Genomic DNA, 23,041 nt, shown 5'->3' on the forward strand with positions numbered 1-23,041 from the left:
GGGGAGCATACACAAGTATGTGACCCGAGTAGCCGAGCACAGCCAACAACGCTACAGCGTAAATTAGGACGAAAATAGCCAAGCGGCTCCGCGAACCCCACTCGAATCCCCATGCACCGCTTTACGAATTGGCGTATCACACTCCCTACCAAATACCCATTGGCGGATCCTTGCTGGCAACGCTTCATATAAGTAATCTACATTGCTCATTCCGCCCCCTAGCACTATCACGTCTGGGTCTAACATATTAATGGCTTGTCCGAGGGCTTTTGCGAGGCGATTGAGGTAATTTTCCAGTGCAATGGTGGCATGTTTATCACCTGATTGTGCTAATTCGACAATTTCCATCCCCGTTTTCTGGCTTCCTGACATTTTCGCGTAATCCGCCATAAATCCTGTACCTGAGACAAACAATTCCGTACAACCTGTCAGCCCGCAATAGCAGTTTTCTGTTACTAAAAATTGCCTATCTTGCTCATCTTGCCATGGTAGAGGGTTATGACCCCATTCCCCTGCAACCCCATTCCCCCCTGAGTGCACTTGCCCATTTATTGCAATTCCTGCACCACATCCAGTTCCGATAATTACGGCAAACACGACTTTCTCGCCAGCCCCTGCACCATCAACTGCCTCAGAGACGGCTAGGCAATTAGCGTCATTTGCCATTTTTACTTCACGATTTAATAAATGACTTAAATCGGCATCGAATGGTTTGCCATTAAGCCATGTGGAATTGGCGTTTTTAACTTTTCCAGTCACTGGAGACAAGGTTCCAGGGATCCCTATGCCAACACTGCCTGACAACCCTGTTGCCGTTTCTGCATCCGTCACTAAATTCACTATCGCTTTAAGTGTCGCATCATAATCACCACGGGGTGTTGGAATACGCTTACGAAACAAAGTATTACCACTGTCATTCAATGCAATAACTTCGATTTTGGTTCCACCAAGGTCAATACCTATTCTCATTATGATGCTCTCTACTATTCAGGGGTTCTATGGTTATCATGGCTTGATTTGAGGAGTATTATCAATAGTTAGCTAATGAAATGATAGCAGCCCTCAACAACAACGTATTTTTTTTCGCTTAATAACAGACAATTCGCTATCATAGCCCCCTGCTCTAACTGGCTATTTATCAACAAAGGTAGGTTTTTCATGTGGTTCAAGAATATATTGGTCTATCGCCTAAATCGGGATTTGGCACTCTCCGCAGATGATTTAGAGAAACAGCTTGCCGCCCTCGCCTATCATCCTTGTGGTAGCCAAGACATGATGCAAACTGGCTGGGTTTCCCCTATGAATGGTGGTGATGCCTTGACGCATGCTGCGGGTAATCAAATTCTTATTTGTGCTAAAAAAGAAGAAAAAATGCTGCCATCTCCTGTAATAAAGCAAGAACTACAGGATAAAATTGAAAAACTAGAAGCTGAACAAGGGCGTAAGTTAAAAAAAACCGAAAAAGACTCCTTAAAAGATGAAGTCGTCCATGCTTTACTCCCTCGCGCATTTAGTAAATTCAGTAAAACCTACATTTGGATTGATACTGTAAATCAATTAATTATTGTTGATGCCGCAAGTGCAAAACGCGCTGAAGACAATTTAGCCTTACTCCGCAAAAGCTTAGGTTCTTTACCTGTCGTTCCTCTGACTTTTAAAGACCCTATAGAGCTAACACTTACTGAGTGGATCCGCTCAGGCTCATTACCACAAGGCTTTGCTGTCATGGATGAAGCAGAGCTAAAAGCTATCTTAGAAGAAGGTGGTATTATCCGCTGTAAGAAGCAAGACCTAATTTCTGATGAAATCGCAAACCACATTGAAGCAGGCAAGCTCGTTACCAAACTGGCCTTAGATTGGGAAGAGCGTATCCAGTTCATGTTATCTGACGATGGTTCCCTGAAACGCCTTAAATTTAGTGATACATTAAAAGATCAAAATGATGACATCGCCAAAGAAGACTACGCTCAAAAATTTGATGCTGATTACGTCTTAATGACCGGTGAACTCAGTGCGTTAATCGCTCGCTTGATTGATGTCTTAGGTGGTGAAGCCGAACACTAAATTTGTTTCCATATCCTCTATTGCTCTCACAATGGCAACTCACACTTAAGTAAGTTGCCATCACTTTTTAGATCCCGCTTACATAGCCACAATTAAGTCATTGACTGGTTGTGAAATCTCTGGTTGATTGATTTATATCCATATCGCAAATTTCTGATATTTAATTATGTTTAACAATAATAAAAATAACCCATCACTGATGATTATGGTCAATATTCTGTCGAAGGAAATGTTATGAAAGAGCTCATCGAACCTGAATTGGATGAAAATTCACTGGTTACCCTACAAAAAGTCACTGCAGAAAATTTTTCTGAAATTTGCTTACTAAGTCATACACTTAGTGAAGCACAGCGTAATATGGTAGCAGATAACGCCTATTCCATAGTGGAAGCACAATTTTCTGATTGCGCATGGTATCGAGGCATTTACGCTGATGATGTCCCTGTTGGTTTTATCATGCTGCATTCAGGGCTAGATGACGATGAGTTAGAATATGACGGCATTATGCTTTGGCGCTTTATGATTGCAGAACCCTACCAAAAACTGGGGTTTGGCCGAGAAGCCTTAGTTCAAGTCATCCAGTATTTAAAAAGAAAAGGTTATCCACGCCTTTATAATAGCTGTGGTGAAGGGGAAGAAAGCCCATTTGAGTTCTACAAAAAGCTTGGTTTTGTTCCAACAGGCGCTTATATGGATGATGAATGTGAGCTGGTTTTAGATATTACTAATTGGCAAGAACAAGAAGAGTAACCGAACTACTACCTATACTAACCGTGTTCAATTTCCCGATTTACCGACCGCTTTAATATATGTAGGGTATCACCAAGATACCCTACATTATTTGGGGTGTAGCTAGGCGACAATTGAATAAGCTCTGGGTATCGTGTGACTAGAGCTTGTGAGAGCAGTCAACAACGCTACAGCACGAAGCATGACCAATACCAATACGCTAAATAGTTTGTGCTGTCGCAAGGCGGCAAATGCGTTAGACCCTAGGAGCATACACAAGTATGTGACTAGGGCTAACGCATGAAGCCAACACCTCGACAGTGCAAAATATGACGCGTATCTGTTATTTTTGGATAAGATAACGAATAGTCGGCCCATCTTGCTGAATATCCAACACAGTATAACCATAGTTTTTCGCATCCAGAGGAATATTATTGATCGACTGCGGGCAATCACTTACTACCTCTAATATTTCGCCTTTTTTCAGCGATGGCATTGCTTCTAATGTTGCCACCGCTGGGTATGGACAAGGTTCCCCGACCATATCTAACCGGTAATCAGGGATAATGTCTTTCTTACTCATACTACCTCCACGGATACATTAGATGCTTTTTGAGAACGTTTACGAAAAAAATGTTTTTCCCAGACCAACATCAGTACAAATGCGACCGCTAATAACCCATAAGTGACTAGTAATCCACCTTCTGGACCAAAAGTTTCGAGTAGATTAACTTTGTCAAAATCAGTCGCTAGCCAAGGGCCTAAGTCATCCCAGTAGTAAGCCAGTACTGTAGCACCAATAATATTACCAAAGCCTACCCACCAATAATGAACCTGGCCTTCTACGGCACGGTACATCCAGCCCGTTTCACAGCCACCAGCGAGTACAATACCGAAGCCAAACAGCAATCCACCAATAACAGCATTCGGCCCAGCCCATAAAATTTTTGGCGTTGCACCTAACTGCACATAGCTGAAAATACCAATCGCACTGACCGCCATACCAATAATGATAGCTTTCGCCATATGAGTACGTCCGGTGATCCACAGGTCACGAAATGCAGAGGTAAAACAAATTTGTGCTCTTTCAATCAGTAGCCCGAAACCAATACCACATAAAATGGCAAACCCCATCACTGGGGAGTCTAATAAGGTATAAAAGCCCCAAGCCAGTGCTAAAGTGAAAATCACCATTCCCAGTTTAAAGCGCCTTTTCGCCACATTATGATTTTGTGTTAACGGCGATGCGGTACTGACTTTTTTCAGTTTCACAGGAATGCGAAACATTGGCATTAGTGTGAATTTCGCACCAAAGTATGACCCTGCCGCAGTAGCAACAGCAAAATACCATGCGTGTAATGAAAATTGAGGGATACCAGTAAAGAATGCAGCTAAATTACATCCCATCGCCAAACGAGCACCAAATCCAGCGATAATACCGCCTAAAATAGCTTGAAAAATACGTATCCGATGCTGAGGCATTCGTAATTTAATGTTATTGGCCCATAATGCAGCGGCAAAACACCCGGCAAACATACCAATGATCATTACGCCATCAATGCGATCCAGTGGTGTGCCTTCAAAGCCAATAACTTTGAAATAGCCCCATGTCTCTGGCTCAGCACCAAACAACTGCATGATGTGCCCGCCCCAACGCGTAAACTCACCCGTGACAGCCCAGAATGTGCCCGTCAAGCCAAAGTAATAGGTTGATAAGATACCTGCTGCAATAACTGCAGGTAATGGTTTCCAAAAACCGATGAGATAGCGAGATTTAAAATCAGACCAAGTCATTGTTACTTCCAATTCATTCACGCCAGACCTTGGCAGAGAAATTCGCCGTTGTATAATTATCGTTATAAGTATTTATATCGACCCCCACAGCGAAGTGGCAACATCATACTCCGAAAAATTTTTTCGTGAAGTTATTTCATCATAAAACGAGAGACAGATTGATCTTGAGCACACTCAGATTTGAAGAAATAGACTGAAATAAAAAAAAAGCGCTATCTTAATGATAACGCTGGAAGTGTAGTCTTATTTTATCTATAGAAGAGTATAATATGAAATTGCCGTATTACGGCGACGCTTGCTATGCGTAGTCTGTAGTCAGCCCATTTGACTCCAGTAATAACACTTATCTCACGGTATAAATACGTTCACTTAGCTGACCTACCTGTTAAGTAATTATATCTATTTTTAATGCAAAGGCCTAAACGTTCACTAACTTTATATTATTCCCAAATTAGCATTGGCCTTATTGATTCCCTAGCATAAGTAAATTATAAAAATAGATAACGCAGTATAATAAAGTATTTAAAAGTGTTTCTAAATGTTATTGATTGCATTATAGCGCAACACTTTTGTTGCGCAAGTGTTTTTTCATTTTCATGATAAGATACAAAAAAATCAAATAAAACAATTAGAATCAAATGGATACATTAAAAAAGTCAAAATAGGGCAAAATATTTAACCTATAGTTAAGATATTACAAACAATTTACATTTTTTATAGAAAATAATTCATTTAAAATTTAAAAGTAAATTTAATATTAATTAATATATATCACATAGCTTTACAAATATATTTTCTGGAATAATAAAATCTTTTGAACATTAATAAAATTTACATATTTTTCAATTATAAATATTAATGATATTTACGTAATTAAAATTTATTAAACTACGAATTAAATATAAAAACAATCAGGGTCATGATAAATAATCACTTTTCTGATGAATCCTTCCCTTACAAAATAACCACCAACTTAATAAGGAATTAGGCCAAATAGGTTAAAAATGATCTCTATACAAACCCTTACTTATAATATGGTTTATTTTTCATTAAGTTTTACATCGCTATTGCATTACTTTTGATAAAATAATCAGCATTAATATGCTATTTAACTCGCATTTAAAAATTAAAAAACCAAGAAAATGAATCAATGTAACTAATAGATAAATAGTAAAAAAGGTAAAATCAATAGACATTACTGTGATAAGAAAGAAAAAACAAACAATGATTCATTATAAAAATTAATAAAATGCTTCATTGCTTATAGAAAATACAAGCAAAAATATCCTAAATAGAGTGAAACAATGAGTACAATAGCCACCCCAGCCTACTAAATTACAAATATAAAACGTCAAGTAAGAATAAAATTCTTAAAAAGAAATTTAATTAGCAAAATAAATGTGATGAGATAGACAAAAACGGAGTTAACGGGAAATTAGAACGCTACAGACTTACCTTAAGGCACAGTTAGATAATAAAAAACGCGTTTTACCCTTAATGATAAAACGCGTTTATACGATGTAATTCGCTTATTTTGAGGATGTTGCTTCCATACCCACTAAACCAATCTTCAAGTACCCTGATTGACGCAATGCATTCATTACATCCATCATAGTTTCATAATCAACACTCTTATCCGCTTGGAAAAAGATTGTCGTTTTCTTATTAGAACTTGTTGCTTGGTCAAGTGTAGAAGCAAGCTGTTCTTTTGTCACAGCTTGGTCACCAATAAAAAGCTGGTTGTCCGATTTCACCGTTAGAAATACGGGTTTTTCTGGACGCGGCTGCGGCTTCGCTGTCGAAGCGGGTAGGTCGACTTTAATATCAACTGTTGCCAATGGTGCCGCAACCATAAAGATAATCAATAAAACCAACATAACATCAATAAAAGGTGTTACGTTAATTTCATGCATTTCACCGCTATCGTCTTGTTCGTCACCTAAACGCATTGCCATAATAATTACCTTGCTTTGCTATTTGCCAGATCAAGATCACGCCCCAGTAACAATGCGGACTGAGCAGCGGCATCCCCTACTTGACCACGATAGTTGTTGATCATACGAGCAAAAATATTATAAATCACAACCGCAGGGATAGCGGCAATAAGACCAATTGCTGTCGCTAATAGTGCTTCTGCAATGCCTGGCGCAACAACAGCAAGGTTAGTTGTTTGTGAGTGGGCAATCCCGATAAAGCTATTCATGATCCCCCAAACAGTTCCAAATAAACCGACGAATGGAGAAATCGCACCAATAGTAGCCAAATAACCATTGCCACGGCCCATATAACGGCTAATAGCAGCAACTGCCCTTTCTAGACGGAATGCAGTACGCTCTTTTGTTCCTGATAAATCAGAGCTATTGGCTGATAACGCCCGCTCAGTAACGGCTTCATTTAATAACATACGAGTAATGCTATTTGCTTTGAAGCCTTCTGCGATACTGACTGCTTCATCGAGTGATTTCACCTCAGCAATCGCTTTCGCTTCTTCTTTTAAGCGACGGCGAGCAACTAAAATCTCTAAACCTTTTGAGAAAAACAGTGCCCATGTAATAACAGAAGCAATCACTAAACCAATCATAACGGTTTTAACCACGTTATCTGCATTTTGGTACATTCCCCAAACAGATAAGTCTTGATCAAAGCCCCCTGTTGGTGCTTCTGTTGCAATTTCAATATTTTCATTAACAACTGTTGTGTTCACTGTTTCGCCTTGTACAGGCACAGCGGGTACTGATGCAACTTCAGCACTTGGTGTTGTTGGTGGTGCAGCCGGATTTACTGCCGGTTGTGTTGATGGTGTATTTTGAGACGCAGCTGGTGTTGTTGCAGGTGTGGTTTCAGCGACTGCCGTACCCATCAAGCCGAACGCCAATAGAATAGAAGCTGTTAGTTTACGCATCAGTTGGCCTTTACTCTCTTTTTAGTGTTGTATAATAAAATTCATATCGATGATTGTGCCATTCATCGACTAACCTTTAAAAGCGAAATTTGACTCGCGCTGTCCGTCTCTTTTCAAAAAGACGGTGCTGATGATATCAAACACAGCGCGAATTGATAGTAATTATCATTAGTATTCGCGATTTTTTTATATTTTTTTGCGTTTAGACAAACATGCCCTTCTCTATTATGCGGTTATTTTCCTTAATAATTCATCGCTCAATTAAGTGATCATACGCAACCTGACAAAATGAAACTTACCTATGATTTGAAAGTTGAAGAATACTCAAGTTACATTTCTATCAGGATCATTTAACGTCTTAGTATAAATCACCTCTAAATTTAACCAGCTCACATTCTGTGTAGGGAAAAAATCATGGCAGACATAAAACCTGAAACACAATTAGTCCATATTGGGCGGAACCCTAAGTACACACAAAAAGGGGTAAACCCCGTTATTCAGCGAGCTTCTTCTATTATTTTTGATACGCTTGAAGAGAAACGACATGCAACTCGCCATCGTGCAAATAACGTACTATTTTATGGACGCCGTGGTACACAAACACATTTTGCTTTTCAAGAAGCCATGACAGAATTAGAAGCGGGTGCCGGTTGTGTCCTTTACCCTTCTGGTGCTGCCGCAATTACCAATGCCATTTTGTCCTTTATTTCTGCAGGCGAACATATCCTTGTTACCGGTTCAGCTTATGATCCAACCCAAAATTTTTGTGACAATATTCTCACTAAGTTAAATGTTCAAACCACGTATTTTGATCCCCTAATCGGAACGGGAATTGCTGATTTAATCCAATCCAATACACGTATTGTATTCTTAGAATCCCCCGGCTCCATCACCATGGAAGTTCATGACTTACCTGCAATCGTAAAAGCTATACGTGCTAAATCGCCTGAAATTGTAATTATGATCGATAACACTTGGGCTGCAGGCGTCTTACTTAAACCATTACTATTTGATGTTGACGTTTCAATCCAATCAGCAACTAAATATATCAATGGCCATTCCGACGGAATGCTCGGCCTTGCTGTGGCTAACCAACGCTGTATTGAAACATTACGTGAAAATTCCTATCTCTTAGGCCAAACAGCTGACCCAGACACTGTTTATATGGCTAATCGTGGCCTGCATACATTGCCGACTCGATTAAAACAGCATCAGATTAATAGCTTACAAGTTGCTAATTGGTTACAGCAACGCCCTGAAGTTGAACAGGTTTTTCACCCAGCACTTGAAAATTCTCCGGGTCATAAATTCTTTATTCGTGATTTTACAGGCTCGAATGGTCTGTTCTCTTTCCAACTAAAATCACGCTTAACCACGGAGCAATTTACCGCTTTTCTTGATAATTTTAATCATTTTAAAATGGGCTATTCATGGGGCGGTTTTGAATCGCTGATTTTGGGATACCAAAAAGAAGATTTGCTCAGTATGCGGCAGTATGATTTTTCACCAAAAGAAGGTACCTTCTTCCGAGTGCATATCGGTTTAGAGCACACCGATGATTTAATTCACGACTTACAATTAGCTTTTGAGCGAATTTAATTTGTAACTTAAATCAATATGTTAATTGCAGGATAATTATTAAATATTTCCTGCAATTTATCCACTCAATGATTAATTCATCAAACAAATCAAACTTGAGCCCTTTTTTTCCTGTAATATAGATGATAAAGAAATTCGCTTTTACGCAGATACAGGAATGATTATGGAAGTCCTACGCGAAATCGTACTGGCACTTTGGCACCACGATTTCCTTAAACTCTCCAACCCTGAAGTGCTTTGGGTTATATATACCGTACTTTTTGTTGTCATTGTTTTAGAAAATGGCGTTCTTCCCGCCGCTTTCCTACCCGGTGATACCTTGTTGATCCTTTCAGGTGCATTAATTGCCAAAGGAGTCTTACACTTTGTTCCCACAATACTCTTACTGACAACAGCAGCCAGTTTAGGTTGCTGGCTAGGCTTTCTACAAGGCCGATGGTTAAGTGAAACCAAGGTTGTGAAACGCTGGTTAGCGCAAATTCCTGAGGAATATCACACCAAAGCAAATAATATGTTTAATAAGCAAGGATTATACGCCCTACTTATTGGCCGCTTCCTTGCATTTGTCAGAACAATATTACCTTTGCTCGCTGGGTTATCTGAATTAAGTCACCGCCGTTTCCAATTTTTTAACTGGCTAAGTGGCTTGTTATGGGTTGGCTTAATAGTCACCTTGGGGTATGCCTTAAACCAAATTCCTTTTGTGAAAGAACATGAGCAAATTGTTATTAGTGCACTGATGATTATCCCTGTCATCTTACTAATTAGTGGGCTAATTGGTTCAATTGTAATGTATTGGAAACACCGAAAGGCACTCTCTGGTAACAAAGAAAAACCATAGTATGACCGAGTAATGGCCGCTAATTAGCGGCCATTTGGCTTATTTGTCCATCAAGATACTAATAGCAGAAAACAAGTACTGGCCAATTTCTACTGTCATCCATGTTCCTTGCGAAATCTTGGGTTCCTCTCGATAAATTGCCCGAATTCTCTCTTGTAGCTCAGGATCTCCCCCCGTAAACTGGTTGAACATCGTTAACCATGTTTTCGCTAATTGTTGTACTTCGGGTGAATCTGGGGATTTATGTGCTTTTAATGCATTATATAAACCCGCAATGAGTTCTGGCCATACCTGGCCTGAAGCAAAATAATGTTGCTGAACAAAAGCAAATTGCTCTGTGGTTAAATGAGGTTTAAACAGTGATAATTGGTACTCACTAAAACCCTCTGCAACAAATTGGATCATTGCAACAGAAATACCCGATGAATAGGCTAACGTGTTATCCGATAAATGAATTTGATTCAGCCGTGCAAAGAAATCCGGGTTGCCCCCAGTATCTCGTTCTAACGCCGTCATCCATTCATGTGCAATTTGTTGCACCTCGATAGATTGAGGTATAGCGCCTTGTTCCATCAGCTTGTTTACCGTTGCTACCCGCTGTTGCCACTCTTGATTTTTCAGCGTGTGCGCCGTATAGAGTGGCAATTGTTCCAACTCTTGAGGGGTAAAATATTTATCAAACATCGACATCATCTCCAATACAGAAAACCAATCAGCCTGAGTTAAAGTATTACCTGTTTGCATTTGCTTGTGTAATTGCTCTAATCGATAACGCAATGTCGCCATTTGCTCCATTTGTTCCGTTAATAATGCAATTCGTTCTTGCAACAAACTCGTCATATCCCCACTCTGGCCATCCAGTAATTCACCGATGTTTTTTAGTTTGACTCCAACCTGCCGTAGCAATTGAATTTGCGTTAAACGCTCTATGCATTGCATGTTGTAAAGCCGATAACCCGCATCGGTTCTTGCAGTTGGTACCAATAAGCCAATTTCTTCATAATGATGCAGTGTACGGATGGTTAATCCTGTTTTTTCCGCAATCTCACCAACTTGAAATAGCATAGGTTCCTCCTGTAATTGCGACCAAGGTTAGTGCCTCACGTTACGTGAGAGTCAATCTCAATTTTGCATTTTTTATTGGAATTATATTTTACCCACAATATCACCAGACAATTATTTTCTCGCTAGCGATAATTTAAAAGTAGCCATAAAAAAGCCCCAGTAAATTGAATACTGAGGCTTATATAAGTAATTTATTAAATAATTACTTTATTAATGCATGCATTTCTTGTACGGAGATTACCGTATCTGTTGGATCTGCACTGAGCGACATCGTGGTGGCAAAACCGCCATTCAACGTCGTGTCATAGTGAACCTTGTAACGCAATGCACTGCGGCGAATTAATTTTGAGTCTTCAATGGCTTGACGACCTGCTGTGGTATTCACGATGTAATCATATTCACCATTCTTAATTCTATCTTGAATGTGTGGGCGACCTTCATGAACTTTATTGACAAGGCGCGGGTTAATCCCAGCCTCTCCTAACACAATCGCTGTACCGTGAGTGGCATCTAACTCAAAGCCGTGCTTTAACAGCTTAGCGGCTAAATCAACCACACGTGTTTTATCCCCTTCACGCACGGATAACAGTGCACGGCCTGATTTTTTCATCGTCGAGCTACTGCCTAACATCGCTTTAGCAAATGCTTCTGCAAATGTCCGGCCGACTCCCATTACTTCACCTGTTGAACGCATTTCAGGCCCAAGAATTGGGTCAACCCCAGGGAATTTATTAAATGGTAATACGACCTCTTTTACAGAGTAGTATGGTGGAATAACTTCTTCCGTTACTCCTTGCTGTGTCAAGGTTTGCCCCACCATCACTCGCGCTGCAACCTTCGCTAATGGCACACCAGTTGCTTTAGAAACAAAAGGCACAGTCCTTGCCGCACGTGGGTTGACTTCAATTAAATAAACTTCGTTATTTTTGACGGCAAACTGCACGTTCATCAAGCCACGTACACGTAACTCGAAGGCAAGGTTGCGGACTTGTTCGCGCATCACATCTTGGATTTCTTGGCTAAGTGTATATGCAGGTAGTGAACATGCAGAGTCACCAGAGTGCACGCCAGCTTGCTCAATGTGCTCCATGATACCGCCAATCAGCACCATCTCTCCGTCACAAATTGCATCTACGTCAACTTCAACTGCGTCGTCTAAGAAGCGGTCAAGTAACACTGGCGCATCGTTAGAAACGCTTACCGCCGTTTGGAAATAACGACGCAAATCGATTTCATCATATACGATTTCCATTGCTCGACCACCTAACACATAGGATGGGCGAACAACCAGTGGATAACCAATAACAGCTGCTTTTTCAACTGCTTGCTCAATAGCAGTGACAGTTGCGTTCTGTGGCTGCTTTAAGTTCAAACGATTAACAGCCTGCTGGAAACGTTCACGGTCTTCTGCGCGGTCAATGGCATCTGGGCTCGTACCAATAACAGGAACACCTGCAGCTTCCAACGCTCTAGCTAATTTTAATGGTGTTTGACCACCATACTGCACAATCACACCTTTTGGCTGCTCGATACGTACAATTTCCAACACATCTTCAAGAGTGACAGGTTCGAAATAGAGGCGGTCTGACGTGTCGTAATCGGTTGAAACAGTTTCTGGGTTACAATTCACCATAATGGTTTCATAGCCGTCTTCACGTAACGCTAAAGATGCATGTACACAACAATAGTCAAATTCAATCCCTTGCCCAATTCGGTTTGGCCCACCGCCTAACACCATCACCTTCGGTTTAGCATTATTTGGGTTGGACTCACACTCATCTTCATAAGTGGAATACATATAAGCCGTGTCTGTTGCAAACTCTGCCGCACAAGTATCAACACGTTTATATACTGGATGTAAATCATAGCCTTGGCGTAGTTTGCGTAATTCTGCTTCAGAAACACCGACTAAACTTGCCAGACGTGCATCTGCGAAGCCTTTACGCTTAAGTACACGCAAGAAGTCCTTAGTGAGGCCATTGATACCTAATTCAGCCACTTCTTCTTCTAAACGCACCAGTTCTTCGATTTGCACTAAGAACCAGCGGTCAATATTGGTTAAATTGAAAACACCATCAACAGAAAGACCGGCACGGAATGCATCCGCGATAAACCAGATACGTTCTCCACCTGCATCTTTTAATTCACGACGGATGCGAGTTAGTGCTTCAGGGTCTTCTTGAGCCACTTTCGGATCGAAGCCTGTTGCGCCTACTTCTAAGCCACGTAATGCTTTTTGCATTGATTCTTGGAATGTGCGACCAATAGCCATCACTTCGCCGACAGATTTCATTTGCGTTGTTAGTCGGTCATTCGTGCCCGCAAATTTTTCAAAGTTAAAACGTGGAATTTTTGTCACAACATAGTCAATGGAAGGCTCAAATGATGCCGGAGTACGGCCACCAGTGATGTCATTCATTAACTCATCAAGGGTATAACCCACCGCTAATTTTGCCGCAATTTTTGCAATTGGGAAGCCAGTCGCTTTAGAAGCAAGTGCTGATGAGCGCGAAACCCGCGGGTTCATTTCAATAACAATTAAACGCCCATCTTTAGGGTTTACCGCAAATTGAACGTTAGAGCCGCCCGTTTCAACACCGATTTCACGTAATACTGCCATCGATGCATCACGCATGATTTGATATTCTTTATCGGTTAATGTCTGAGCAGGAGCTACAGTGATAGAATCACCCGTGTGGATCCCCATGGCATCGAAATTTTCAATTGAACAAACAATAATACAGTTGTCTTTTTTATCGCGGACAACTTCCATTTCGTATTCTTTCCAGCCAATTAACGATTCATCAATCAATAATTCATTAGTGGGGGACAAATCTAAACCGCGAGTACAGATTTCTTCAAACTCTTCACGGTTATAGGCAATACCACCACCGGTGCCTCCCATCGTAAATGATGGGCGAATAATACAGGGAAAGCCGACCGCATCTGCAACGGCATATGCCTCTTCCATATTATGTGCAATACCTGAGCGTGCAGTGCCCAAGCCGATTTTTTTCATTGCTTTATCAAAACGTTGGCGATCTTCAGCTTTATCGATTGCATCTGCCGTTGCCCCAATCATAGTGACACCGAACTCGGCTAAAACGCCTTTACGCTCTAATTCAAGCGCACAGTTCAGTGCGGTTTGGCCCCCCATGGTTGGTAATACTGCATCTGGGCGCTCTTTTTCGATGATTTTACGCACAACTTCCCAGTGAATCGGCTCGATGTAAGTTGCATCTGCCATTTCTGGGTCAGTCATTATTGTCGCAGGGTTCGAGTTAACTAAGATTACGCGGTAGCCTTCTTCACGCAGTGCTTTACATGCTTGAGCACCTGAGTAGTCAAATTCACATGCTTGGCCAATCACAATCGGGCCAGCACCTAAAATCAGAATGCTTTTTATATCAGTACGTTTTGCCATTTCTTTTGCTCCCGATTATTGTGCGTTTTGACGAGGTGTGTTCTGACGGTATTCATTAATTAATTCAATGAAATGGTCGAATAAATTTGCCGCATCATGTGGCCCTGAACTTGCTTCTGGGTGGCCTTGAAAACTGAATGCTGGTTTATCCGTACGGTGAATACCTTGCAATGTTCCATCAAACAGCGACTTGTGGGTCACTCGCAGTGTGTCGGGAAGTGTCGATTCATCAACAGCAAAACCATGGTTTTGCGCTGTGATCATCACCACATCTTTATCTAAATCTTTAACTGGATGGTTAGCACCATGATGGCCAAACTTCATTTTTATGGTATTAGCGCCACTTGCCAGGGCAAGTAACTGGTGCCCTAAACAGATACCAAATACTGGAATTTCTGTGGTTAAAAATGTTTCAATGGCCTTGATGGCGTAATCGCATGGGGCTGGGTCACCAGGGCCATTTGATAAGAAAATACCATCAGGATTCATCGCCAATACAGTTTCTGCGGGTGTTGTTGCTGGTACCACAGTTAAACGGCAGCCACGGTCAACTAACATACGTAAGATATTGCGCTTCGCACCGAAATCATAAGCGACAACATGTAAAGGGAGTTCATCCGCAGTTTTTGCGCCTTGCTGGCCATTTTCCAGCGTCCATGAACCTTGGGACCAGTTATAAATCTCTTTAGTGCAGACTTCTTTTGCTAAATCCAACCCATTCAAACCTGAAAAACTATGCGCTTTTTCCAATGCCAGTGCAACATCTGGGTTATCACCCGCAATGATACAACCGTTTTGAGCGCCTTTTTCTCTCAGTAAACGTGTCAATTTACGTGTATCGATATCTGCAATCGCCACCACATTATGGCGTTTTAGATATTCAGATAACCCTTCTTGCCCGCGGAAGTTACTGTATACCAATGGTAAGTCACGAATGATTAAGCCTTGTGCATGAACATTTGGAGATTCTTCGTCATCAGCATTAGTGCCGATATTACCAATATGGGGATAAGTGAGAGTAACAATTTGGCGGGAATAGGAAGGGTCTGTAATTATTTCTTGATATCCGGTCATCGACGTGTTGAAAACGACTTCTCCAACAGCAGCGCCTTCTGCACCGATAGCACGCCCGTGGAATTGGGTTCCGTCTTCCAGAACCAATATAGCTGACTTAATCAAAACACCCTCCGGAGAATAATAAATCACGTTTTTTGCATATTAATTCAGATTTTACGATCTAAATCAATGCCAAAATGAGTTTTTAAGCAAATTTTTGGCAAATTGCGCGCATTCTAATGATGAGATAGGGTCTTGTCTAGAAAAAAATGCATTTTTTTCACTTTTATCTTACTTTTTTACTCAACTACCTCACTTTTAGTTGGATGAGCAGTATAAATCATAGTAAAAATGAATTAGTAAACGGTTGCAAAGTAAGATAACTAGTTTATTGATAATAACTCAGCTAAAAGAAGGAGGAAAGGATAATTAACGAGCAAAATTGGAGATAAAAACAATAAAAACATAAGTTAATGTTGATTTGAATGCAAATAATTCAAATCAACATCAAATAAACAGTTATTAATTATAATTAATTGATTTATAATTAAAAAAACAAATAAAAATACTACAAATCATCAAGACTTAACACATCTTTCATATCATATAACCCACTATTTCTAGCGCAAACCCAACCTGATGCCTTAATTGCACCATTTGCAAAGGTCATGCGGCTAGAGGCTTTGTGAGTAATTTCAACTCGCTCTCCGATATCCGCAAACATGGCGGTATGTTCACCCACAATATCCCCAGCTCGGATAGTTGCAAAACCAATAGTTCCAGGTTCTCGCTCTCCGGTGTAGCCTTCACGGGTGTATACAGCACACTCTTTTAAATTTTTACCCAGCGCGCTAGCAATAGATTCCCCCATGGCTAAAGCAGTACCTGATGGCGCATCCACTTTATGGCGGTGATGAGCTTCAACAATTTCAATATCTGTGTAATTTCCCATTACTTTTGCTGCTTTTTCCAGTAATTTCAGTACTACATTGACGCCGACACTGAAATTTGCTGCAAAGACAATAGGAATAGATTTCGCAGCTTCGGCAATGGCTTGCTTCCCTTGCTCATCAAACCCTGTCGTACCAATGACCATGGCTTTTTGGTTGGCTTTACAAAATGCTAAGTAATGCAATGTGCCTTCTGGACGCGTAAAATCAATAACCACATCAAAATCATTAACAACCTGGTCAAGTGAATCAACAATAGAGATACCTAACTTACCGATACCTGCAAGTTCACCTGCATCGGTTCCGATAAGTGACGAGCCTTCACGCTCAATCGCTGCTCCCAATTGAATTCCATCTTGTTGTTGTGCGGCTTGGATTAGCTGGCGTCCCATACGTCCACCTGCACCAACTATTGCGACACGTACCACTGAATTTGCCATGGTTTATCCTTTTTTAATTAATGCAAATATATAAATTTGAACTGTTGTTTAGGATAAAAAGGCTATTTTTACCCACAGTTTAGAAATGATTGTGATACAGATTAACTATCCTGACTGTATTCTGCTAGCAAAAATGCAGAGTTATTAACAAAAGCGTAGAAAGCATAAAGATTATCAGTAAAAGTTTTAATTGAGAGAAAATGCGAAGGGAACAACTTGAATAAAAAGGTTAAAACAGCCGCAAAGATAGGAATGATAAAGCGGCTGTTCCTGTAATTAAAACCAAATGATTAATTAATCTCTTTGACCTCAACTCTTAATTCTTTAGGGACTTCAAAGACGATATTTTCTTCACGCCCTTGCAACTCAACAACCGAGTCGGCTCCTAACTCTTTAAGTCGATCAATGACTTGCCTAACTAAGATGTCTGGCGCTGATGCCCCCGCAGTTAAGCCAATAATGTTTTTATCTGCTAACCATTCCGTTTTAATATCTTCTGCACCATCAATTAAAAATGCAGGTTTTTGCATGCGCGAAGCTAATTCCGCTAGACGATTTGAGTTTGATGAGTTTTTAGAACCGACGACTAAAACAATATCAGCGCGTTCTGCAAGTTCTCTCGCTGCCTCTTGGCGGTTAGTCGTTGCATAGCAAATATCGTCTTTACGAGGCCCTACAATGCTTGGAAAGCGAGAGGTCAGTGCATCAATAACATCAGAGGTATCATCAACAGAAAGTGTTGTTTGTGTCATGAAAGAGAGATTATTTTCATCTTTCACTTTTAATTTCCAAACATCTTCAGGGCTTTCAACAAGATACATCCCGCCTTCAGGGTTACTGTATTGACCCATCGTGCCTTCGACTTCTGGATGCCCTGCATGCCCAATTAAAATGGCTTCTTTGCCTTTACGGCTCGCTCGTGCAACTTCCATATGAACTTTCGTCACCAAAGGACAAGTGGCATCAAATAACATCGTTAGATCGCGAGAACGCGCTTCTTGGCGAATGGCTTGAGAAACGCCATGCGCAGAAAAAATCAAGATTGACCCATCAGGTACTTCTGAGATTTCTTCAATAAAAATAGCACCACGTTGACGTAAATCATCAACAACATAACGGTTATGAACCACTTCGTGACGAACGTAAATCGGAGCACCATATAGTTCTAATGCCCTTTCTACGATGCTAATTGCGCGGTCTACGCCAGCACAAAACCCACGAGGGTTAGCCATTAATATTTGCATTGTGATTCTCCAATTGCGGGTCTACTTCAAGCACTTCGATATCAAAACTAATCTGCTGCTCAGCGAGAGGGTGGTTAAAATCAATAGTAATCGACTCACCTTCAATTGATTTTACTACACCTGGCATTTCACTGCCATTCATCGCGGTAAATAGCATTATCGTACCAATTTCAGGAATGCCTGTTTCTATAAAGTCACGCAATGAAAAATATTGAACTAAGTCAGGATTATGTTTCCCAAAAACAGTGTCTCCGGGCAGCGAAAAACTTTTCTTTTCACCTTCATTAAGGCCAATCAATTGAGCTTCAAGTTCTGGCGATAAGGAGTTATTCCCTAAAACAAACAACGCAGGCTTTCCTTGTGCATGCGAGGAATCAGCCGTAGAGCCATCTTCCAATTTCAGTGTGAAATGCAGTAAAACAGAGCTCTGCGCCTGTATTTGAGTAGACATAAACCAAACCTATTTATCATAAAATTCAGCCCAGAAAATCTGGGCTGTGAGTTATTACATTCTAACCTAGTGCGCTGCCATTTTATTTGGCTTTTTCTTGCTTAGACTTATCTGGCAAGAAACCTTCAATAATAACTAAAGCAGCACCGATACAAATCGCCATATCCGCTAAGTTAAATGTTGGCCAATGCCAATTACCAACGTAAAAATCAAGGTAATCGATAACGAAGCCATGGACTAAACGGTCGCTTAAATTACCGATAGCACCACCAATAATCAATGCATATGCAATGTTAGATAGGCGTTTTTGTGCACTTTGGCGATACATCATAACCATTAAGATAACGGAGATCCCAATTGCAATACCCGCAAAGAACCAACGTTGCCACCCGCCTTCATCAGCCAAGAAACTAAATGCCGCACCAAAATTTTGCGCGTACATTATGTTAAAAAATGGCATTATCGGATGCGGTTCGTACAAATTTAGGTCACTAAGCACTAATTGCTTAATGCCTAAATCCGCAACGATGATCACAATGGTTAACCATAACCAACGCAAACCGGTAGAACAAACTGGCGTCTTCATTAAGCAAACTTACGTGTTTCGCCGTTACCGGCTACGTTAGTGACACAGCGACCACAGATTTCAGGTTGCTCGCTTGAAGAACCGATATCGCTTGCATAGTGCCAGCAACGTGGGCATTTTTCACCCGCTGCTTTACTGAAAGCAATTTTCAGGCCTTTCAATTCACTTTCTTGTGCATCTGCTGGAGCTGTTGCAATATCAGCAACATGAGCTTGTGATGTCAGTAAAACAAAGCGTAATTCATCACCCAGGCTTTGCAGTTTTTCTGCCAAAGTTTTATCTGCATACAATGTCACTGCAGCTTCTAATGAGCCTCCGATGAGCTTATCAGTACGCGCTTGTTCTAAGACCTTATTCACTTCACCACGAACCGCCAATAGCTCAGTCCAGAAGCTGTTGTTCATTTCATTTGATTCATCTAAACCAAATAAACCGTCATACCATTCTTCGGTAAGAACAAATTGAGCGCGTTTTCCTGGTAACTCATTCCAAATTTCATCGGAAGTGAAGGACAGAACTGGAGCCATCCAACGCACTAGCGCTTCAACAATATGGAATAACGCAGTTTGGCAGCTACGACGCGCTAAGCTATCACTTTTCGCGGTATACTGACGGTCTTTGATGATATCCAGATAGAATGACCCCATTTCAATGGAGCAAAAATGCATTAATCTCTGGATAACAGACAAGAAGTCATATTCATCATAGGCTTTAGCAATTTCTTGCTGAGCTTCTAACGCACGACTTACCGCCCAACGGTCTAAAACCACCATATCTTCTGGTTTCACCATGTCGGTTTCAGGATTGAAACCACTCAGGTTAGCCAGTAAGAAACGTGCAGTATTACGAATACGGCGATATGAATCAGCAGCACGTTTTAAAATTTCATCTGAAACTGCGATTTCGCCAGTATAATCCGTTGATGCAACCCATAAACGTAAGATATCTGCACCCAGTTTATTCATTACATCTTGTGGGCTTACTGTGTTGCCTAAAGATTTAGACATTTTGCGGCCTTGGCCATCAACAGTAAAACCATGTGTCAACACTTGGCGATAAGGTGCTTTCCCTTTCATTGCTGTTGATAACATCAATGATGACATAAACCAGCCACGATGTTGATCCGACCCTTCAAGATACATATCCGCTGAATTACCATGGAATTCAGGACGAGCATCCACAACCGCAAAGTGCGTTGAGCCAGAATCAAACCACACGTCTAAGGTATCAGGTACTTTACGATATATTTCAGCTTCATCACCCAACAGCTCAGCAGGGTCAAGATCCCACCATGCTTGGATGCCATCCACTTCAACACGCTTAGCCACTTCTTCCATTAATTCTAATGTGCGAGGATGTAGCTCTTCAGTGTCTTTATGAACAAACAACGACATTGGGGTACCCCAAGTACGTTGACGAGAAATACACCAGTCAGGGCGGTTTTCAACCATAGATTCAATTCGTGCACGTCCCCAACCCGGGATCCATTGAACAATATCAATTTCTTTCAGAGATTGTTCACGTAAGCCGTTTTTATCCATGCCGATAAACCACTGTGGCGTAGCACGGAAGATAACTGGAGTCTTATGGCGCCAACAACATGGGTAGCTGTGTTGAATCGCTTGTTTGTACAGTAACGCGCCTTTTTCGTTCAATAATTCAACGATAAGATCGTTAGCTTTAAAAATAAATACGCCATCTAATGTTGGGTAAGTATTTGGTAAGAAGCAGCCATCTGGGCCCACAGGGTTAGCCGTTTCTAAGCCATATTTCTGGCCGACAATATAGTCTTCAGGACCGTGGCCTGGTGCGGTATGAACAGCCCCCGTACCTGCGTCTAATGTCACATGATCGCCCAAAATAGCAGGAACATCAAAGCCCATAAATGGGTGCTGGAAGCGCAACAATTCTAATGCTGAACCTTCGCATTCACCAAGAACTTCCCATACGGAGATACCCGCAGTTTTCATCACGTCTTCAACGAGGTCTGCGGCTAAAATGACTAACTCGCCATTTGCATCGACCAAGTTATATTTGAATTCAGGATTTAATGAAATTGCGCGGTTTGCTGGCAATGTCCAAGGTGTCGTTGTCCAAATAACCAGCGACGGAGTTTTGTCACTTACCACACCAAATTTTTCACACACGGCCTCGCTATCTACAGCTGGAAAGCGAACGTAGATAGACGGTGATGTTTTGTCGTAGTATTCAACTTCAGCTTCCGCTAATGAAGAACCGCAAGCTGTACACCAGTGAACAGGCTTTGCTCCTTTCACTAAATGGCCGTTTGCAATAGTTTTCGCCAACGCTCGAATAATGTGAGCCTCGGTTTTAAAATCCATTGTTAGATAAGGTTTATCCCACTCACCTAAAACACCAAGACGCATGAAATCAGCTTTTTGGCCTTCAATTTGCTCTTTAGCGTATTGGCGGCATTGTGCACGAAATTCAGCGGCGGAAACTTTTTCCCCTGGCTTACCAACGATTTGTTCAACTTTATGTTCAATCGGTAATCCATGGCAGTCCCAACCCGGGATGTATGGGGAATCATAACCCGCCAACCCTTTGGACTTAATAATAATATCTTTGAGAATTTTGTTAACTGAGTGACCAATATGAATACTGCCGTTAGCATACGGAGGGCCATCGTGCAGAATAAAAGTTTTCTTGCCCGATTTTGCTTTACGGATTGCCTGATACAAACCTTCTTTGTACCAGCGCTCTAACATCTGTGGTTCGCGTTTAGCGAGATCGCCACGCATTGGGAACCCTGTTTCTGGTAGATTCAGGGTATTTTTATAGTCACTCATCGATTCTCAGTTCCAATTTTCCGCTAAATTATCTGATTCCTATTGCAGTAAGATACTCTCTCGCTGCAATTACATCATTAGCAATTTGCTCCTTAAGCGCTTCCAACGAAGCAAACCGCTGCTCATCACGTAATTTCTTACGTAACACTACATCGATATGACGCCCATATAAATCCATATTTGCATCAATCAGATGAACTTCTAACTGTGTTCCTTTTCCAGATACAGTCGGACGTGTGCCAATATTTGCCACACCAGGTAGAGGCTTATCACCTAAACCGTAAACTTCTACAGCATACACACCAGTAACTGGTGTGACTAAACGTTTTAACGGTAGGTTTGCTGTTGGAAAACCTATTGTTCTGCCAAGTTGATTACCATGAACCACTCGCCCGCTAATACGATAAGAGTGCCCTAATAGGCTTTCCGCTAATTCAAGATTGTTTTCTTGAATCGCTTTTCGTATCGCTGTACTGCTAATACGAAGCCCTGAATCACAGAAGCTTTCTGTATCTGCAACTTCAAAACCAAATTCATCACCTGCTTGCTGTAAAAAAGCAAAGTCCCCCATGCGATTTTTCCCAAAGCGGAAATCATCGCCAATAGCGAGATACTTTACCCCAAGCTTACTGACAAGTAAGTCAGCAACAAACTCAGCGGGTGTTAATGATGCAAAGTGCTGGTTAAATTCAACACATAAGAGGTAATCAATACCACTGTCTGCAAGATATTTAACTTTGTCTCGCAAACGCGTCAAACGCGCAGGCGCTTTGTCACCAATAAAAAATTCAAGGGGCTGAGGCTCAAATATCATCACGACAGTTGGTAACCCTAACTGCGCTCCCTTAAGTTTCAAATTTTGAAGTAAAACCTGATGCCCACGATGGACACCATCAAAATTACCGATAGTCAGCACGCTACCATGATGGCACGCCCGGATATTCTGTATACCGCGAATTAGCTCCATAACAGGCTCAATACCGAGGAAATTGTAGGATTATACCTTGTACGACGCATAAGGTTAACCTTAGTTCGCAAAAGGTTTCATTAAACCCTATTTTTTTGATCTCTACACGATTTATTAAC

General features: G+C 41.2%; 18 protein-coding genes. 4 read left to right on the forward strand and 14 right to left on the reverse strand.

Annotated elements, in window-relative coordinates; all coding sequences use genetic code 11:
- Positions 1 to 63: 63 nt before the first annotated feature.
- Positions 64 to 969: a fructokinase gene (mak, locus tag PSE60_RS12480; protein ID WP_272665610.1), complete on the reverse strand. Its 906-nt coding sequence runs from the start codon at positions 967 to 969 to the stop codon at positions 64 to 66.
- A gap of 189 nt (positions 970 to 1,158) precedes the next feature.
- Between mak and rdgC the strand changes: the two genes are divergently transcribed.
- Positions 1,159 to 2,064 (forward strand): recombination-associated protein RdgC, encoded by a 906-nt coding sequence (rdgC, locus tag PSE60_RS12485; protein ID WP_004914657.1) that lies wholly within the window; start codon positions 1,159 to 1,161, stop codon positions 2,062 to 2,064.
- 234 nt (positions 2,065 to 2,298) lie between these two features.
- The gene (locus PSE60_RS12490; protein WP_272665611.1) at positions 2,299 to 2,814 is read left to right on the forward strand and encodes a GNAT family N-acetyltransferase; all 516 of its coding nucleotides are present in this window, start codon (positions 2,299 to 2,301) and stop codon (positions 2,812 to 2,814) included.
- A 322-nt stretch (positions 2,815 to 3,136) separates the two neighbouring features.
- Here the strand turns inward: PSE60_RS12490 and yedF are convergent, their stop codons facing one another.
- The 4 genes from yedF to exbB form a co-directional block, all read right to left on the reverse strand.
- On the reverse strand, positions 3,137 to 3,376 hold the full coding sequence (yedF, locus tag PSE60_RS12495) for a sulfurtransferase-like selenium metabolism protein YedF (protein WP_004914660.1): 240 nt from the start codon (positions 3,374 to 3,376) through the stop codon (positions 3,137 to 3,139).
- Complete coding sequence (gene yedE / locus PSE60_RS12500) at positions 3,373 to 4,587, reverse strand: selenium metabolism membrane protein YedE/FdhT (RefSeq protein ID WP_109911866.1); 1,215 nt, start codon at positions 4,585 to 4,587, stop codon at positions 3,373 to 3,375. The genes yedF and yedE overlap by 4 nt, the downstream gene beginning before the upstream one ends.
- A 1,529-nt stretch (positions 4,588 to 6,116) precedes the next feature.
- Positions 6,117 to 6,542 (reverse strand): TonB system transport protein ExbD, encoded by a 426-nt coding sequence (gene exbD / locus PSE60_RS12505; RefSeq protein ID WP_272665612.1) that lies wholly within the window; start codon positions 6,540 to 6,542, stop codon positions 6,117 to 6,119.
- A 5-nt stretch (positions 6,543 to 6,547) separates the two neighbouring features.
- Positions 6,548 to 7,489: a tonB-system energizer ExbB gene (gene exbB, locus PSE60_RS12510; protein WP_210836653.1), complete on the reverse strand. Its 942-nt coding sequence runs from the start codon at positions 7,487 to 7,489 to the stop codon at positions 6,548 to 6,550.
- 414 nt (positions 7,490 to 7,903) lie between these two features.
- On the opposite strand from exbB, the gene metC reads away from it, so the two are divergent.
- Positions 7,904 to 9,088, forward strand: coding sequence for a cystathionine beta-lyase (gene metC, locus PSE60_RS12515; protein ID WP_272665613.1), 1,185 nt, complete (start codon positions 7,904 to 7,906; stop codon positions 9,086 to 9,088).
- A 163-nt stretch (positions 9,089 to 9,251) separates the two neighbouring features.
- Complete coding sequence (locus tag PSE60_RS12520) at positions 9,252 to 9,929, forward strand: DedA family protein (RefSeq protein ID WP_210836649.1); 678 nt, start codon at positions 9,252 to 9,254, stop codon at positions 9,927 to 9,929.
- Positions 9,930 to 9,968: 39 nt separating this feature from the next.
- On the opposite strand, the gene PSE60_RS12525 is transcribed toward PSE60_RS12520, so the two are convergent.
- The 9 genes from PSE60_RS12525 to ribF all read right to left on the reverse strand — a co-directional run bounded on the left by PSE60_RS12525 (position 9,969) and on the right by ribF (position 22,922).
- Positions 9,969 to 10,994, reverse strand: a complete 1,026-nt coding sequence (locus tag PSE60_RS12525; protein ID WP_272665614.1) for a MerR family transcriptional regulator — start codon at positions 10,992 to 10,994, stop codon at positions 9,969 to 9,971.
- Between the two features lie 202 nt (positions 10,995 to 11,196).
- Positions 11,197 to 14,418, reverse strand: coding sequence for a carbamoyl-phosphate synthase large subunit (gene carB / locus PSE60_RS12530; protein WP_272665615.1), 3,222 nt, complete (start codon positions 14,416 to 14,418; stop codon positions 11,197 to 11,199).
- Positions 14,419 to 14,433: 15 nt separating this feature from the next.
- A complete protein-coding gene (carA, locus tag PSE60_RS12535) occupies positions 14,434 to 15,597 on the reverse strand; it encodes a glutamine-hydrolyzing carbamoyl-phosphate synthase small subunit (RefSeq protein ID WP_272665616.1) in 1,164 nt (387 codons plus the stop codon).
- Positions 15,598 to 16,042: 445 nt separating this feature from the next.
- Entirely contained in the window at positions 16,043 to 16,864 is an 822-nt protein-coding gene (gene dapB / locus PSE60_RS12540; protein WP_272665617.1) for a 4-hydroxy-tetrahydrodipicolinate reductase, read from the reverse strand.
- A 290-nt stretch (positions 16,865 to 17,154) separates the two neighbouring features.
- Positions 17,155 to 18,108 carry a 4-hydroxy-3-methylbut-2-enyl diphosphate reductase gene (gene ispH / locus PSE60_RS12545; RefSeq protein WP_210836637.1) on the reverse strand — a complete coding sequence of 318 codons (954 nt, stop codon included), beginning with the start codon at positions 18,106 to 18,108 and terminating at the stop codon, positions 17,155 to 17,157.
- Entirely contained in the window at positions 18,089 to 18,559 is a 471-nt protein-coding gene (gene fkpB, locus PSE60_RS12550; protein WP_272665618.1) for an FKBP-type peptidyl-prolyl cis-trans isomerase, read from the reverse strand. The genes ispH and fkpB overlap by 20 nt, the downstream gene beginning before the upstream one ends.
- Positions 18,560 to 18,641: 82 nt before the next feature.
- Positions 18,642 to 19,145, reverse strand: a complete 504-nt coding sequence (lspA, locus tag PSE60_RS12555) for a signal peptidase II (protein WP_272665619.1) — start codon at positions 19,143 to 19,145, stop codon at positions 18,642 to 18,644.
- A complete protein-coding gene (ileS, locus tag PSE60_RS12560; RefSeq protein WP_272665620.1) occupies positions 19,145 to 21,955 on the reverse strand; it encodes an isoleucine--tRNA ligase in 2,811 nt (936 codons plus the stop codon). Before ileS ends, lspA begins: the two co-directional genes overlap by 1 nt.
- A 28-nt stretch (positions 21,956 to 21,983) precedes the next feature.
- A complete protein-coding gene (gene ribF / locus PSE60_RS12565; protein ID WP_210836632.1) occupies positions 21,984 to 22,922 on the reverse strand; it encodes a bifunctional riboflavin kinase/FAD synthetase in 939 nt (312 codons plus the stop codon).
- Positions 22,923 to 23,041: the final 119 nt, after the last annotated feature.

The sequence above is a fragment of the Providencia sp. PROV174 genome (assembly GCF_028480685.1).
GTDB classification, from domain to species: Bacteria; Pseudomonadota; Gammaproteobacteria; order Enterobacterales; family Enterobacteriaceae; genus Providencia; species Providencia rettgeri.

Bases quoted from the DNA above. Each gene is read 5' to 3' on its own strand.
- ileS (WP_272665620.1), bottom strand. From the start codon at position 21,955: ATGAGTGACTATAAAAATACCCTGAATCTACCAGAAACAGGGTTCCCA.
- PSE60_RS12520 (WP_210836649.1), top strand. From the start codon at position 9,252: ATGGAAGTCCTACGCGAAATCGTACTGGCACTTTGGCACCACGATTTC.
- ispH (WP_210836637.1), bottom strand. From the start codon at position 18,108: ATGCAAATATTAATGGCTAACCCTCGTGGGTTTTGTGCTGGCGTAGAC.
- yedE (WP_109911866.1), bottom strand. From the start codon at position 4,587: ATGACTTGGTCTGATTTTAAATCTCGCTATCTCATCGGTTTTTGGAAA.
- yedF (WP_004914660.1), bottom strand. From the start codon at position 3,376: ATGAGTAAGAAAGACATTATCCCTGATTACCGGTTAGATATGGTCGGG.
- exbB (WP_210836653.1), bottom strand. From the start codon at position 7,489: ATGCGTAAACTAACAGCTTCTATTCTATTGGCGTTCGGCTTGATGGGT.
- metC (WP_272665613.1), top strand. From the start codon at position 7,904: ATGGCAGACATAAAACCTGAAACACAATTAGTCCATATTGGGCGGAAC.
- rdgC (WP_004914657.1), top strand. From the start codon at position 1,159: ATGTGGTTCAAGAATATATTGGTCTATCGCCTAAATCGGGATTTGGCA.
- carB (WP_272665615.1), bottom strand. From the start codon at position 14,418: ATGGCAAAACGTACTGATATAAAAAGCATTCTGATTTTAGGTGCTGGC.
- ribF (WP_210836632.1), bottom strand. From the start codon at position 22,922: ATGGAGCTAATTCGCGGTATACAGAATATCCGGGCGTGCCATCATGGT.
- dapB (WP_272665617.1), bottom strand. From the start codon at position 16,864: ATGGCAAATTCAGTGGTACGTGTCGCAATAGTTGGTGCAGGTGGACGT.
- fkpB (WP_272665618.1), bottom strand. From the start codon at position 18,559: ATGTCTACTCAAATACAGGCGCAGAGCTCTGTTTTACTGCATTTCACA.
- exbD (WP_272665612.1), bottom strand. From the start codon at position 6,542: ATGGCAATGCGTTTAGGTGACGAACAAGACGATAGCGGTGAAATGCAT.
- PSE60_RS12525 (WP_272665614.1), bottom strand. From the start codon at position 10,994: ATGCTATTTCAAGTTGGTGAGATTGCGGAAAAAACAGGATTAACCATC.
- PSE60_RS12490 (WP_272665611.1), top strand. From the start codon at position 2,299: ATGAAAGAGCTCATCGAACCTGAATTGGATGAAAATTCACTGGTTACC.
- lspA (WP_272665619.1), bottom strand. From the start codon at position 19,145: ATGAAGACGCCAGTTTGTTCTACCGGTTTGCGTTGGTTATGGTTAACC.
- mak (WP_272665610.1), bottom strand. From the start codon at position 969: ATGAGAATAGGTATTGACCTTGGTGGAACCAAAATCGAAGTTATTGCA.